This is a genomic window from Pararhizobium sp. LjRoot238 (assembly GCF_964252955.1).
Taxonomy (GTDB): Bacteria; Pseudomonadota; Alphaproteobacteria; order Rhizobiales; family Rhizobiaceae; genus Pararhizobium.
On record NZ_CAXUPP020000005.1, the window covers coordinates 14390 to 27932 of the forward strand.

Annotated in this window: 8 protein-coding genes and 1 pseudogene; 4 read left to right on the plus strand and 5 right to left on the minus strand. The window is 61.6% G+C overall.

Annotated features, from left to right (window positions below):
• Positions 1-257: 257 nt before the first annotated feature.
• From ACSQ3F_RS27745 to ACSQ3F_RS27755, 3 genes are all read right to left on the minus strand, one after another.
• On the minus strand, positions 258-2708 hold the full coding sequence (locus tag ACSQ3F_RS27745) for a tetratricopeptide repeat protein (protein WP_436103385.1): 2451 nt from the start codon (positions 2706-2708) through the stop codon (positions 258-260).
• A 42-nt stretch (positions 2709-2750) separates the two neighbouring features.
• On the minus strand, positions 2751-3749 hold the full coding sequence (locus ACSQ3F_RS27750; protein ID WP_436103386.1) for an HAD family hydrolase: 999 nt from the start codon (positions 3747-3749) through the stop codon (positions 2751-2753).
• A gap of 129 nt (positions 3750-3878) precedes the next feature.
• Entirely contained in the window at positions 3879-5432 is a 1554-nt protein-coding gene (locus ACSQ3F_RS27755; protein ID WP_436103387.1) for an arylsulfatase, read from the minus strand.
• A 937-nt stretch (positions 5433-6369) separates the two neighbouring features.
• Here ACSQ3F_RS27755 and ACSQ3F_RS27760 point away from each other — a divergent pair.
• Positions 6370-6603 (plus strand): annotated as a pseudogene (locus tag ACSQ3F_RS27760) (Tn3 family transposase); the annotation flags it as partial.
• A gap of 319 nt (positions 6604-6922) precedes the next feature.
• Here the strand turns inward: ACSQ3F_RS27760 and ACSQ3F_RS27765 are convergent.
• On the minus strand, positions 6923-7669 hold the full coding sequence (locus ACSQ3F_RS27765) for a DUF2092 domain-containing protein (protein ID WP_436103388.1): 747 nt from the start codon (positions 7667-7669) through the stop codon (positions 6923-6925).
• A gap of 329 nt (positions 7670-7998) precedes the next feature.
• Complete coding sequence (locus ACSQ3F_RS27770) at positions 7999-8790, minus strand: hypothetical protein (protein ID WP_436103518.1); 792 nt, start codon at positions 8788-8790, stop codon at positions 7999-8001.
• A 359-nt stretch (positions 8791-9149) separates the two neighbouring features.
• On the opposite strand from ACSQ3F_RS27770, the gene ACSQ3F_RS27775 reads away from it, so the two are divergent.
• The 3 genes from ACSQ3F_RS27775 to ACSQ3F_RS27785 all read left to right on the plus strand — a co-directional run bounded on the left by ACSQ3F_RS27775 (position 9150) and on the right by ACSQ3F_RS27785 (position 13008).
• Positions 9150-11090 (plus strand): DUF3604 domain-containing protein, encoded by a 1941-nt coding sequence (locus ACSQ3F_RS27775; RefSeq protein ID WP_436103389.1) that lies wholly within the window; start codon positions 9150-9152, stop codon positions 11088-11090.
• A gap of 83 nt (positions 11091-11173) precedes the next feature.
• Positions 11174-12016, plus strand: a complete 843-nt coding sequence (locus tag ACSQ3F_RS27780) for a peptidyl-prolyl cis-trans isomerase (RefSeq protein ID WP_436103519.1) — start codon at positions 11174-11176, stop codon at positions 12014-12016.
• Positions 12013-13008 (plus strand): HupE/UreJ family protein, encoded by a 996-nt coding sequence (locus ACSQ3F_RS27785; RefSeq protein ID WP_436103390.1) that lies wholly within the window; start codon positions 12013-12015, stop codon positions 13006-13008. Before ACSQ3F_RS27780 ends, ACSQ3F_RS27785 begins: the two co-directional genes overlap by 4 nt.
• The last annotated feature ends 535 nt before the right edge of the window (positions 13009-13543 follow it).

Consider the following 13543-nt stretch of genomic DNA (forward strand, 5'->3'; position numbering starts at 1 on the left):
AGAGGGAAACGCCCCGGTCGGCAACCGCTCGACATGAAAAAGGTCGCAGCCGCGATCACGCTGGTCAAGGCTAGGGTGTCGCCGGCCGAAGCGGCAAGGCAACTGGGCCCCGGCCGCTCCACGGTCTATCGAGAAATGAGGCGATTGGGCATCAGTCGGCCCGTGTAGATCGAATCGTGCGGCAAGCTCGCTTTCCGACACCTTTCAAAACCACCAGAGGGCCTCGCAACGGCAAGTCGCGACCGGTTGCCGAAACTTTATTGACCGGAGTTCGTCAATCGCCGAAGCTCCCGAATGAAGCGAAAGAGATCGTGATCGTCCGGGGCGAGCCGCAGCAACCGTTCGGCATAGTCAAGGGCGGCGGCGAGATCGCCACCGTCGCGACTGAGCATCGTCAGCGCCAACAACGTGTCCCGATCACGCGGGTGATGCACGAGGTTCGCTTTGAGCACCGCGATCGCGTCGCCGGCGCGCCCGGCCGAATGCAAGGCGATCGCGTAGGCATAGGCATAGCGCGCTTGGTCGGGCGCGAATTCGGCGGCTTGGCGCAATTCCTCGAGCGCCTTGTCGAATTGCTTCAGGCGCACCAGCGTCAAGCCGAGCGCATGATGGATGCCCGAGTCCTTCGGCGATGCGGTAAGTGCGGCGCGCAGCACCGGCTCGCCATCGGCGTCCCGTCCAAGCTGCCGGTAGAGATCGGCGAGGTTGACCGCCGCCGGCGCAAACCCGGAGCTCAGACGCAGCGCGGCCCTGTATTCGGCTTCCGCTTCCGCAGCCATACCGTGCTGGGCGAAGAATGTGCCCAGCGCGGTCCGCCCCTCGGGGCGATCGGCATTGACGCGCTGGGCGGCGATGAATTCCTCTGCCGCCTGATCGAAACGGCCGCGATCGGCCGAAGGCTGGCGCGCAGCCGGAACCGTCGCCAGCAGCGACACGGCCCTGAGGCGCACGCCGCGGACCGGGTCGGAGAGAAGGGGCGAAACCATTGGCCAAAGCCGATCGGCGGGAACGCCTTCGAGCATGTCGAGCGCGCCGATGCGCACCATCGGGTCGCGATCGGCAAGACCGGACCGCGCCAGATCGACGTTGAGGCCGGACACATACGCTCTGAGCTCGGCCAATGCGCTGGCGCGTGCGAAGGCCGGCGCGTTGGCGTCAGAGGCGACCGCGGCAAGAAGCCTGTCGGCGTCCGGCTGACCCGTCCCCGCGGCATGGAATGCCTCGGCATAGGTCTGAAACCCCTTGCGGTCCGGGCCGAACCACTTCTTGACGGCGGTCGCCGCCCATTCGGCCGGCTTGTCCTTGTGGCAATCGTTGCAGGCATTGGGCGTGCCAAGCTTGACGGTCAGATCCGGCCGCGGGATGCGGAAACTGTGATCGTGCCGCCGGTCGATCCCCATGTAGGTGCGCGCCGGCATGTGGCAGGAGGCACATGCAAGCGGTGGCTGCGCGTCGCTGTGACGGCTGTGGGCGACGGTCTGGTAGGTGTCCGGCGCGTGACATTGCGCGCACACGCCGTCCCCCGGCGCGCGCAATGCGGCGCTGTGTGGATCATGGCAATCGCTGCAGGTGACCCCCATCGCGAACATCTTGCTCTGCTTGAAGGGGGCGTAGTTGTATGTCTCCTCGACGTCGCGCATCTGCCCGTCGGCATGAAACAGCCTGCGATCGAGCGGCGAGACGCGGTGCGTGTTGGACAGCGACGGTCCAGGAACCCAGTCCTCGGAGAGCTGCCCGCGCCGCGCGTGACAGAGGCCGCAAGTTTCGACCTCCTTGCGCAGGAGCGGAGGCTGCAGGCTGCGCTTCGGCATTCCGGTCGCGGCATCCGGCGTCCAACTGACGCCCGCGCGCTCGTCGAAGCGGACCGCGAGTCCCTTTTCCGGCTCGTCGTCGCTGCCGAACGGCCACCAGCCCCGCCGGCTCTGCGCCCAGGCGACGTGACGCGATCCCTCGCCGTGGCAGGTCTCGCAGCCGACGCTGATCTCGGCCCAGGTGGTGGCGAAACGATCGTTCGCAGCGTCGTAGTTCTTGCGCACCCCGGTCGAATGGCACTCGGCGCACATATAGTTCCAGTTCTGGTTGAGGTTGGTCCAATGCAGGATGTCATCGTGGGGGATTGGCTCGTCCGGATAGAGATGGAACCAGCGCTGTCCGCCTTCATCCTTCGGGCGGCTGTCCCAGGCGATGGGCAGTGCCTGAAGGCGGCCGTCGGGGAACGCAATCAGGTACTGCTGCATCGGATCGACGCCGAAGGTGTACTTGATCTCGAAATTCGCCGGCTTGCCGTCCGGTCCGTCGGTTTCGACGAGGAATTTTCCGTCCTTGCGGAAGAAACGCGACTGAACGCCATAGTAGTCGAAGCGCGCGTCGGAGAAGTCGCCCAGCACCGATTGTTCGGTAGCGTGGTCCATCGCGTGCTTGTGCTGCGAACCGCGCCAGAGGTTTGCCTCCGTGTCATGGCAGCCGCTGCAGGTTTCGCTGCCGACGAATGCCGCGGCGGCGGGCGGGCCGCCCGACACACGCACGATCGACGATGCGGATATGCCGCTGTTGACGAGCCAGAAGGCCACGGCGGCGCCGACGAGAATGGTCGACGCGATTGCAACCGTAGCCCGGATCGCGCGCCCCTGGGCGAACCGACGCGGCACGCCGACCGGCTGCGGACGCGGTTGGGCGATCGCCTTGCGCTTACGGCTGGCTTTGGACATCGGCCAACGTTCCCATCACATTCAAGTACCGATCCCTGCCGCTCAGTCTTTGAACACCCGCTTCCAATCGCCCTTCATGTCGACGACGGTCCATTTGTTCAGGACCGCTGCATCCAGGGCTTTGTCGAGCTTTCCAATAAGGGCTTGACGGTCGTAGGCGTATTCGCGTTCCGCGTCGGTGTGGTGGACGATCAGGCCGAAACGGACACCGCCACCCATCGTTGCCCACTGCAGCATTTCGAGATCACCATCCGAATTGCCGAAGGCGGCGATCGGGCGGCGGCCGATATGCGCGTTGATGCCGACGGGCTTGCCGGCCTTGTCGTCGATGAAATCGAGCTGCGGCAGACGGAACAACACGGGCCTCCCGTCGCGCATCTCGAACGTCGTCTTGATCGAAGAGCCCACAACGTTCTCCCGTGGAATGCCATAGACCCGCTCGGTCCACGGCCGCATGAACTCGATGCCGCCGCCCGACACGATGTAAGTCTTGAACCCGTTGGCGCGCAGATATCCCAGCAGTTCGATCATCGGCTGGTAGACCAGATCGGTATAGGGCCGGTTGAACCGGGGATCGCGGGCCGTGGCGATCCAGTCGGTCACGATCATCTCGAACTCGTCTGTGGTCATGCCGGCATGGGTCGCCATGATCAGTTCGGCCACGCCGCGTTCGCCGGATTCGGCCAGCGCCTTCATGTCGCCTTCCAACACGGCCTTGAAGGGCTGCTGGTCCTTCCACTCCGGGTGCAACGGCACCATCGCCTTGACGCGGTCGAGCGCAAACGTCATCTGCACATACATTGGCTGCTCGGCCCACAGGGTGCCGTCGTTGTCGAACACGGCGACGCGCTCAGGAGCCGGCACGAAATCCGGCGACCCCTCCGTGGTGACCGCCGTGACAAAGGCGACGATGGCCTGCTTCGTCGCCGTGTCGTTCCAGGAAGGCAGCGGGTCGTCCGCCCCCCTTGCCACGATTTGCGTTGACAGCAGCGCTGCGACCCCAAGAGCGAGGGCGATCCAACCCCGCGCGAACATGGACATCGATTTATCCTCGCTTTTGGTAGCTGAAGTCGAGGAAGGTCGAAAGTCTTGCTTCCTGCGGCCTTCCGTCGTTGTCATAGGCGCATTGCCGCTTTCCCAGCGGCAATGCGCTCAAGCCTTCAATTCCGGTCAGTTATGCTGCGGTGCCGTCACCGCTTCCATGACATGGTCGAGATTGAAACTGCCGGGTTTCTGGCGCGGCGGAAACTCCTTGAAGCTCTGCAACCATTGCCCGACATAACCGGCCGCGGGCGCGATCATGAACATGCGCTCCGCAAACCAGCGATTGTAGTCAAAGTTGACCTCACGAGCGGTCTCGAACGGATCCATACGCAGATTGGTCAGCATCGGCGCGCGAAGCTTCACGAAAGGCTCCTGCCAGACGCTCAGGCCGTGAGCATCCTGGCGCAGGAAGGTGGCCTTCCAGTTCCCGTAACGAAGCGCGGCGACGCTGCCGTCGTCCGTCCAGTAGATGAACTCCTTGTGCGGCCACTCGCCTTCGCCCTTGAGGGCCGGCAGCAGGTTGTAGCCGTCGATATGGATCTTGTACGTCATGTCACCGACGGTCCTACCCTTGAGCAGGTCGTCCTTGACCGACGTGTCGCCAACCGCCGCAAGCAGGGTCGGGAGCATGTCTTCATGCGAGGCGACTTCGTTGATGACGGTCCCGGGCTCGATCACACCGGGCCAGCGGATCACGGTGGGCACGCGGTAACCGCCCTCATACTGCATGTTCTTCTCGCCGCGGAACATGGTGGTACCGCCATCGGGCCAGGACATGGATTCCGCACCGTTGTCGGTGGAATACATGACGATGGTGTTGTCCTCGAGCCCCAGTTCCTTGAGCTTGGCGAGGATCTGGCCGACGTGTCCGTCATGCTCGACCATGCCATCGGCATAGACGCCGAGACCGGTCTTGCCCGCGGACTCTTCCTTCAAATGTGTGAAGATGTGCATCCGGGTGGAGTTGTACCACATGAAGAATGGCTTATCCGCCTTCTTGGCGCTCTCCATGAAAGCCAGTGCCTTTTCGGTCACCTCATCGTCGATCGTCTCCATGCGCTTGCGGGTGAGCGGCCCTGTGTCGGTGATGGTTCCGCCGGCGAAGCTGTGGATGACACCGCGCGGCCCGAACCGCTTCTTGAACTCGGGATCCTTCGGGTAGTCGGGATTCTCGGGCTCTTCCTCGGCGTTCAGGTGGTAGAGATTGCCGAAGAACTCATCGAAGCCATGGGCAGTCGGCAGCATCTCGTCGCGGTCGCCAAGATGGTTCTTACCGAACTGGCCGGTCATGTAGCCCTGGGCCTTGAGCAGCGTGGCGATCGTCGGGTCTTCCTTCTTCATGCCCTCCGGTGCACCGGGAAGGCCAACCTTTGTGAGGCCGGTGCGTATCGGCGACTGTCCGGTGATGAATGCTGCCCGGCCGGCCGTGCAGCTCTGCTGGCCATACCAGTCGGTGAAAAGAGCGCCCTCCCGGGCGAGGCTGTCGATGTTGGGCGTCTTGTAGCCCATCAGGCCCATGTTGTAGGCGCTGATATTGAAGCCGCCGATATCATCGCCCCAGATGATCAGGATATTGGGCTTCTTTCCCTGCGCGGACGCAGTCGCAATCGTCAGGGCGCAGCCGACGATGAGTGCGGCAACAGCCGCCCCCAGCCGCTGTAACAGCGTAGACTCATGCATTGTTACCTCCCATTGTTTCCGAAATGTTAATTCGATGGGCGGTGTCCCGCCCGCCGCATCAGAAGGGGTCAAGTCAAGGGTTTCGCACTAAGGTACGCGCTCGCCCACTGGTGCCGCCGAACGGGTCACCACGCAGACGTTGAGTTCACAGATGGGCTGAAGCGTCGGCTCCGCGATTGGCGGGACAGTTCGACCGAGATTGCCGGAAGTAGTTGTGGCCGGCTGGGCCCAGCTCTGAGGCGGGGGAGCGATGCAGTCCGCGAGGCCGACGGCTGTCAATGCTATCCGACAGATTGAGTTCATCTTCAATGTTCCTGCCTATCTACACGTGTTCACATGCCAGAGATACGCGTCATTGGCATTGACCCAAATCAAGATCGCCACGCATGGGCTATCGAACCGGAACCGATGGCGCGCCCAAATGCCGAAGGATTTTGGGCGACGGGCAATGCTTCTCAGATGAACTTGACGGGTGCCTACGTCGTGCTAGCCACCTAAAATTGTATTACAAGTCGCCATCGAAAATAAGAGCTACTTGCTGACGTTCAGGATCTGATCACGTCAACGTTGGACGATGTCAAATACCAAAAAATGAGTACTTGCACGTTGGTTTTCGAACAGACCGTCGGTCGTATGTTCCTGCTGCTGGTCGTGATGTCTTGGAGTGGAGGGATTTCGTCAAACCCAAGGATCCTCGTTCCGATCAACAAGTCTCTTCAGGGGACCCGTTCAAGGTCAAGGCAATTGACTTCGGGTGTCACCTTGGTGAATCCGCAACGAGTTGAAATCGTAAAGTTGCCGATCGCTTTCGTGGGTCCGCTCCGGGGTGCACTTCCTCTTCTTCGGTGGTTCGATAAGCAGACCGGTGGCAATCTCGGAAAGCAATTCACGGTTTGTCCTCCCTTGGCGTTGTTTGGCGTTCTGTTAACGCGACGCCCTCAATCTGGTCGTCAGCGCCATCGTTCACTGGAACACCGTCTACCTCAGCCGCGCCGTCGCCCATCTGCGTCAAAGCGGTCGCAATATCTCCGACAACGTGCTGAAGCACGTGTCGCCGCTGAGCTGGGAACACATTAACCTCACGGGCATCTACACTTGGGACACCGCGCCGGCTTTACCGGACGGCTTCCGGCCGCTCCGCTTGTCGGGGAAGTTGCGACAAGCCGCGTGAAGGTTCATCGTCCCTTGGCGCACAGGCAGTTCTTGTTCTCCAGCGCCACAGGCCCTTCATGGACACCGGTAATAGACCCGCCCGTAGGCATCGACAACCTGAACGCAGCCCGGAGCATAGACCGTGCCGGCTGCCGCTCCCGCAGCAACGGCCCGGCGCGTCGTCCGGCGCGCAACTCCCGCGTAGCTCACTGGCGTTAGCGGACGGCCGACGCGAGCCTGGGCTTCAGAAATGAACGAACCAACTCCGCCGGTAAGGACGTCGCCCACCAGGAGCAATGTGGTAATACCTGCGCAAGCGATAAGTTTTTTGCGGCTGGTCATTCGCTGGCTCCTTCTGGAATGTCGTCGATGTGGGGCATCGCTTTCGCATCCACCCGCTTGGTGTCGCTCGGCGGTGCGAATGAAAAATCATCCTTCACCTCTCCGCTCCAGGAATTGATGATCAGCGTATATTGCGGCGCAGCCGCCACGGCCTTGGAGGTGATCACGTATTTGCAAGGGATCGGCTCCGCCCCTGTGCGCACCCACAACTGCCAGTCCGTATCCGCGTTGCGAAAGGCCAGATGCTCGCACTCCACACCGCCAATCACGCCTGTTCCGATATGCTTGGCGTCAACAACGCCGGCATTGAGCACATCATAGACGTTGGATAGCAGCAGGTCGGCACCAGGCAACGCATACCCATCCGATTCAAGCTTTACAACGAGTTCATCGATCGTCCCAGGAGCGTCAATCTGGGCGAATGATTTGGCGTCCTTCGAATGAATGGTCACCTGCTTGCCGTCGAAAATCATTTCGATATCGGCGAACCCGCCTGTGCGGGCCGCATGCAGCTTGTTCGGGCGACTGACGGCAACCTGACCTGAGCTCGCGAACTGAATCTTCTGCAGATCGGGTGTCACAACTTCAATATCGGTGTTGAAGGTTGCGGAGAAGGTCTGCTGTTTGGCCAAGTAATCCGACATGGATTTGAGAATGGCGCGAGCATCATCCTCCGCATGCGCAATCGGCGCAAAGGTTGCCAAGGCGAGTATCCCCACGGCGCAGCGACGTCCAATTTTCATGTTTTCCTCCCTCGGATTGCATATGTTAGCAGAATTGGCGGGGTGTGGCCCGTAACATCGTGTAAGTTTTGCCGTGCGGTTCCATGACGGATTTCGCGTTTCTTCTCGTGATGTTCGTCTCGTAGTGGCGAGGAAACGCCGGAAGCTTTCAGGGCGCCGATGGCGACCTATAGGTCTCAGCGAGAGCAAGTCGGACCAAACATTGTACTTGTCGCCGATCTTCGGTGCGTCTGTTCGCGTTTGCCTCGTTCGCATTGGGCGCAGTTAGGCGTCAAAACGGCTCGCTCAGTCAGGCTGTACAACCGAGGCCTCGCTGAGCGTTGATCGGGTTAAAAGCGTATCACCATTCCGAGAATCGGGCCTTGTTGCACCACGTCGAACACGAAGCCGTCCTTACTGTAGTCGACACCCAAGGCCCGGTAGCCGACGACCGCCGAAATGGTGTCGCTGAAACGGTAACCGATCGCGGCGGCGACGTCCCAATCGAGGTCGGCTTGGCCGGCGCCGATAAGCCCCCATCCGGTCAGATAGATCTCGGGCGTGATCGCGTAGTTTCCACGAAATCCGGCCATCGCATCCACCCATGTCGCGCCGTCGTTTCGCGACACACCATCAAGAATGCCGCCGCTGAACGAGAGATCGGTGTCGACAGACCACACCCTTGCCCCGCCGACGACATCAAGGCGCGCGGAGTTGTCGTCGATGATCGAGTAGCCAACGCCGAGCAAACCGGCAAACGTTTCCGACGTGACCTCGACGCTGGAGGCCACGATCCCTCTGGGCGTGCCGGCGGAGCCCGATATCTTGGAATACATGACGTCGCCGAAGATGCTGTAACGATCGTACCGGGCTTCGCCGATCGCCATAGCCCCGAAGTCGAGATGGTCAAGGATATCGCTGAAACTCGAATCGACTTCGACCGCCGGCAGTCCAAATTGCGCGACGTCGCCGGATATCCCCGCCGCCCAGAAATAGGGGGCGATTGCGAACGTCCATCCCGCTTCCGTTTCAGCTTGCTGAGCTGGCGGCGTCATCGGTGAATAAATGTCACCAGCCATGACACCACCGGTAAATAGAAGACTCCCAATGAACGTCAGAGTACGCGCAGCTCCAAGTTTCATCTTTTCCCCTCCAGTAACTCTAAGCATTTTGCCAGCTCTCAACCGCGCCCCGGTTTGATCATGGCTGAGTACATTCTTTTCCAACTAAACGTTGCTCATGTTGTTCCTTATTTGCTACGATGCAAATGCGATCATTGCACTCTATCTGGACTGCGAATGTCACGCCAGTAAGATTTTCACGAACAATTGAATGCCCGGGAGACGGGCTAATCCCGACGATACTACAATGGGCCCCTGCTAACCGGCATATTAGGTGGTTGTCACACCATGGACGGTAGTCACAAGACGCTCATTGATGCAAATCAACAAATAGCCGGCTCGGACGGTTTAAGTATGACTGCTGCAAAGGGGGGAAAGCGATGAAAAAGACATCTGCGAAGTTGATTATTGCGGGGTTCGTAAGCCTGGGCTCTGCCTTGCCGGCTGCGGCTCAGGAGACCACCGATATCGGCACTCTGGACAGTGCGAAGGCCGGAAAGGCATTTTCCAGCAAACCCGTCTACTCGCCCTATGCGGGGCGCAATTTTCCGACCCGGCCGCTATTCGGCGACACGCATCTCCACACCGGAGCCTCGTTCGATGCCGGCGCCTTCGGAGCACGGTTGACGCCTCGCGACGCTTACCGCTTCGCCCGCGGCGAGGAGATCACGGCGTCGAGCGGCCAGCCTGCCAAGCTGTCACGGCCGCTCGACTTTCTGGTGGTGGCCGACCACTCCGACAACATGGGCATGTTTCCCGACCTCTTTGCCGGCAAGCCGGATGTCATCGCCGATCCGCAGGCCAAGACCTGGTACGACATGATCAAGTCGGGTCAGGGCGCCACGGCGGCGCTCGAAATCATCTTCAGCTTCGGCAAGGGAACGCTGCCCAAGAGCATGATCTACGGGCCGGATACGCGTCCCTACAAAAACGCGTGGCAGGACACGATAAAGGCCGCCGAGGAATATAACGATCCGGGGCGGTTCACGGCCTTCATCGGCTACGAGTGGACCTCGAACACGGCAGGCAACAATCTGCATCGCAATGTCGTCTTCCGCGACAATGCCGACAAGGCCGATCAGGTCGTGCCCTATACGACGCTTAAGCCCTTGGGCAGCGACAATCCGCGCGACCTATGGAAGTGGATGCAGGCCTATGAGGACAAGACCGGCGGCAGCGTGCTGGCGATTGCGCACAACGGCAATCTGTCCAACGGCCGCATGTTCCCGCTGATCGAATCCTTCACCGGCAAGCCGGTCGACAAGGAATATGTCGAGCAGCGCTCCAGGTGGGAACGCCTCTACGAGACAACCCAGACGAAGGGCGACGGCGAGGCGCACCCGGTCCTGTCGCCCAATGACGAGTTCGCGGATTTCGAGACCTGGGATTTCGGTAATCTCGATGCCAGCGTGCCGAAAACGCCTGACATGCTCGAGTTCGAATATACACGGTCCGCGCTGATGAACGGCCTCAAGCTCGAAGCCGAACTCGGCACGAACCCCTACAAGTTCGGGCTGGTCGGCAGCTCCGACGCGCATACGGGCCTTGCGGCCATGGAAGAGGAAAACTTCTTCGGCAAGACCACGCCGCAGGAGCCGAGCCCGGAACGCCTGACGGCAACGTTCGTCAAGGACGCCAAGACCGGCATCACGGTGATGGACTGGGAGGTCGGCGCGTCGGGCTACGCGGCTGTATGGGCGGCGGAAAACACGCGCGAGTCGATCTGGGACGCCATGCAGCGCAAGGAGACCTATGCAACCACCGGGCCGCGCATGGCCGTGCGCTTCTTCGGCGGCTGGGATTTCGAGCCGGCCGATGCCGAGACCCGCAACCCCGGCGCGATCGGCTACGGCAAGGGCGTTCCCATGGGCGGCGACCTGACGGCAGCGCCGGAAGGCAAGGCACCGTCGTTCCTCGTCGCCGCGCTGCGAGACCCAATCGGGGCCAACCTCGACCGCTACCAGATCGTCAAGGGCTGGCTCGACGACAAGGGCGAGACGCATGAGCAGGTGTACGACGTCGCCTGGGGCGGGGACCGCAAGCCGGGCGCCGACGGCAAGGTGCCATCGGTCGGCAGCACCGTCGACATCGAGAACGCGACCTGGACCAACACCATCGGTGCGCCGGAACTGATCGCGGTCTGGAAGGATCCGAGCTTCGATCCGAAACAGAAGGCCTTCTACTACGGACGCGTCATCGAGATACCGACGCCTCGGTGGACCGCCTATGACGCCAAACGGTTCGGGACAAAGCCGCTGGAGGGCACGCGGATGACCGTCATCGAACGCGCCTATACCTCGCCGATCTGGTACACGCCGTGATCGCGATGCCGGCGGTTGAACCGGCCGCCGGACGGTCGGGTCCGGCATCCGGCGAACGAGTGAGCACGATCTTCTTGAAACGCGTGCTGAGGGAGCCGCTGGTCCACTTCTTGGCTCTCGCGCTGCTGATCTTCGCGGGTTACGGGCTCTTGGGCGCCGATACGGACGACAAGCCGGACCGCATCGTCGTCACCGCACCGAAGATCGAGCAGATGGCGGCCGTGTTTACCAAGACCTGGCAGCGTCCGCCGACAGCTGACGAATTAAGGGGCCTGATCGACGACCATGTGAAGGAAGAAATTCTGGTACGCCAGGCGCTGGAGCTCGGGCTCGACAGGGACGACACGGTCGTTCGTCGCCGCTTGCGTCAGAAGATGGAATTCCTGAACGCGGCCGACGCCGAAACGCTGACAGCGACCGATGCGGAGCTCGATGCCTATCTGAAAGCCAATGCAGCCACGTTCGAGATCGATCCGATGCTGGCCTTCCAGCAGGTGTTCCTCAACCCTCGGCGGCGCGGCGACACGATCGCAAAGGACGCGGCTTCCGTCCTCGAAGTGCTGCTGACCGACCCGGCCACGGACCACGCCCTTCTTGGCGACCCCACGCTGCTTCCGTCCGACCTGCCGCTTACGGGCAAGACATCAATCGGCCAAACCTTCGGCGCCGAATTCGCGGAAGAACTCGACAAGGCCCCGCTGGGCCAGTGGACGGGTCCCGTCGCCGGCGGTTTCGGGTTGCATCTGATCCGGGTGTCTGAGCGTGTGCCCGGCCGAGTGCCGACGCTCGACGAGGTGCGCGACGCGGTGGCGCGGGAGTGGACGAATGCCAAACGCGCCGAACTCGAGAACCGGCGCTTCGCCGAACTCCTCAAGCGCTATGTGGTGAGCATCGAAAGCCCGGCTGGTGCGGAAACCGGCCCATGACGCGGCTTGGCGCCCTGCTGGCAGTGCTCATCCCCATGTTCCTGGCCACGTCCGGCATGGCCCACGAGATCAGGCCGGCCTATCTCGACATGCGCGAAACGGCGAGCGGCGAGTTCGCCGTCGTCTGGAAGGTTCCGGCGCAAGGCGAAATGCGTCTCGGCCTCTATGTAAGTCTGCCGAAGCCGTGCGTCGAGAAAGCCGAACCGGCAGGGTCGATCGAGGGCGGAGCTTATCTGGAGCGATGGACCGTCGCCTGTGCCGCGGGATTGAAAGGCGGCGAGATCGGCATCATCGGCCTCAAGTCGACCATGACCGAAGCGCTCGTCCGCATCGAATACGAGAACGGCGACACGGAGGTCGTGCGCCTCATGCCGGACGCGCCCTCGTTCACAGCAGCCGGCGCACAGACGAGCCTCGTGGTCGCCCAGACGTATTTCCTACTGGGCGTCGACCATATACTCTCGGGTCTCGATCATCTGCTCTTCGTGCTTGCGCTCATGCTGCTCATTCGAGACCGCTGGATGCTGGTCAAGACGATCACAGCCTTTACCGTCGCGCACAGCATAACGCTGGCCGGAGCATCGCTCGGATATTTCAGTTTGCCGCAGAAACCGGTGGAAGTGACGATCGCTCTCAGCATAGCCTTCATCGCGAGCGAACTGGTCAGAATGAAGCCGGGCGAGAGGCGGCTCGCGGAGAGCTACCCCTGGGTCGTGGCCTTCGCGTTCGGACTGCTGCATGGTTTCGGTTTTGCCGCCGCCCTGAAGGAAATCGGCTTGCCGCAATCCGACGTGCCGCTGAGCCTGCTGACATTCAACCTGGGCGTCGAGGCGGGACAGCTGATCTTCGTCGCTACGGCGCTGGTCGTGCTTAGGGCGGCAGGCGCACTGGGCACGATACAGCCCGCACCGGTGCGTCAGTTCGGCGCCTACATGATCGGGACCGCCGCGATGCTGTGGCTGGTTTCGCGGATCGCCGGGTTGGCGGCGTGAGCAGCGCGATCCACTGAAGGTCTGCTTCTCGCTCTGTTTGCGACACACCGACAAACTGAGCTAGAAGTAGAAGGACCGCCTTGGGTCAACAAGCTCAAGCAAGTCCAGATGGCTGCAACGCGTCGACAACAGCGCTTGGGCGAGCAGGCACCGGAGGCCCGCTATCTAGCGCGAAGTGGGGCTTCTCAGCTGACGCGATATTGTCCGCGTCCAGATCGATTAGGGTCGGATTTTCGCCCCTCCCGCAGACGACCCCACAACGGGGAGAGCATGAGGAGTTGGTGCGCCGGTAGAAACCGGCAAGGAGTAGAGAGTGAAAGTCTCTTGCGATGAAGGAGTAGCGATCCACATTGGCCCCGAGTCATGCGCGGACGGTCGTGAGGCCGTACGTGAAGCGTTGACAGGGGAGCATGCAGGCCAGGCATTGAGCCTCGAAAAATGCAACTATCCAGGCGCCGACGCACTCAATTCCTGCGGAAGGCAACATAGACGGGAGCGACAATGCGAGCGCCCGTCTGGCTTGGCGTGGTCAGAG

What these genes read in the sequence shown, in the direction of transcription:
- ACSQ3F_RS27745 (WP_436103385.1), bottom strand. Translation starts at nt 2,708, where the DNA reads ATGTCCAAAGCCAGCCGTAAGCGCAAGGCGATCGCCCAACCGCGTCCG.
- ACSQ3F_RS27750 (WP_436103386.1), bottom strand. Translation starts at nt 3,749, where the DNA reads ATGTCCATGTTCGCGCGGGGTTGGATCGCCCTCGCTCTTGGGGTCGCA.
- ACSQ3F_RS27755 (WP_436103387.1), bottom strand. Translation starts at nt 5,432, where the DNA reads ATGCATGAGTCTACGCTGTTACAGCGGCTGGGGGCGGCTGTTGCCGCA.
- ACSQ3F_RS27765 (WP_436103388.1), bottom strand. Translation starts at nt 7,669, where the DNA reads ATGAAAATTGGACGTCGCTGCGCCGTGGGGATACTCGCCTTGGCAACC.
- ACSQ3F_RS27770 (WP_436103518.1), bottom strand. Translation starts at nt 8,790, where the DNA reads ATGAAACTTGGAGCTGCGCGTACTCTGACGTTCATTGGGAGTCTTCTA.
- ACSQ3F_RS27775 (WP_436103389.1), top strand. Translation starts at nt 9,150, where the DNA reads ATGAAAAAGACATCTGCGAAGTTGATTATTGCGGGGTTCGTAAGCCTG.
- ACSQ3F_RS27785 (WP_436103390.1), top strand. Translation starts at nt 12,013, where the DNA reads ATGACGCGGCTTGGCGCCCTGCTGGCAGTGCTCATCCCCATGTTCCTG.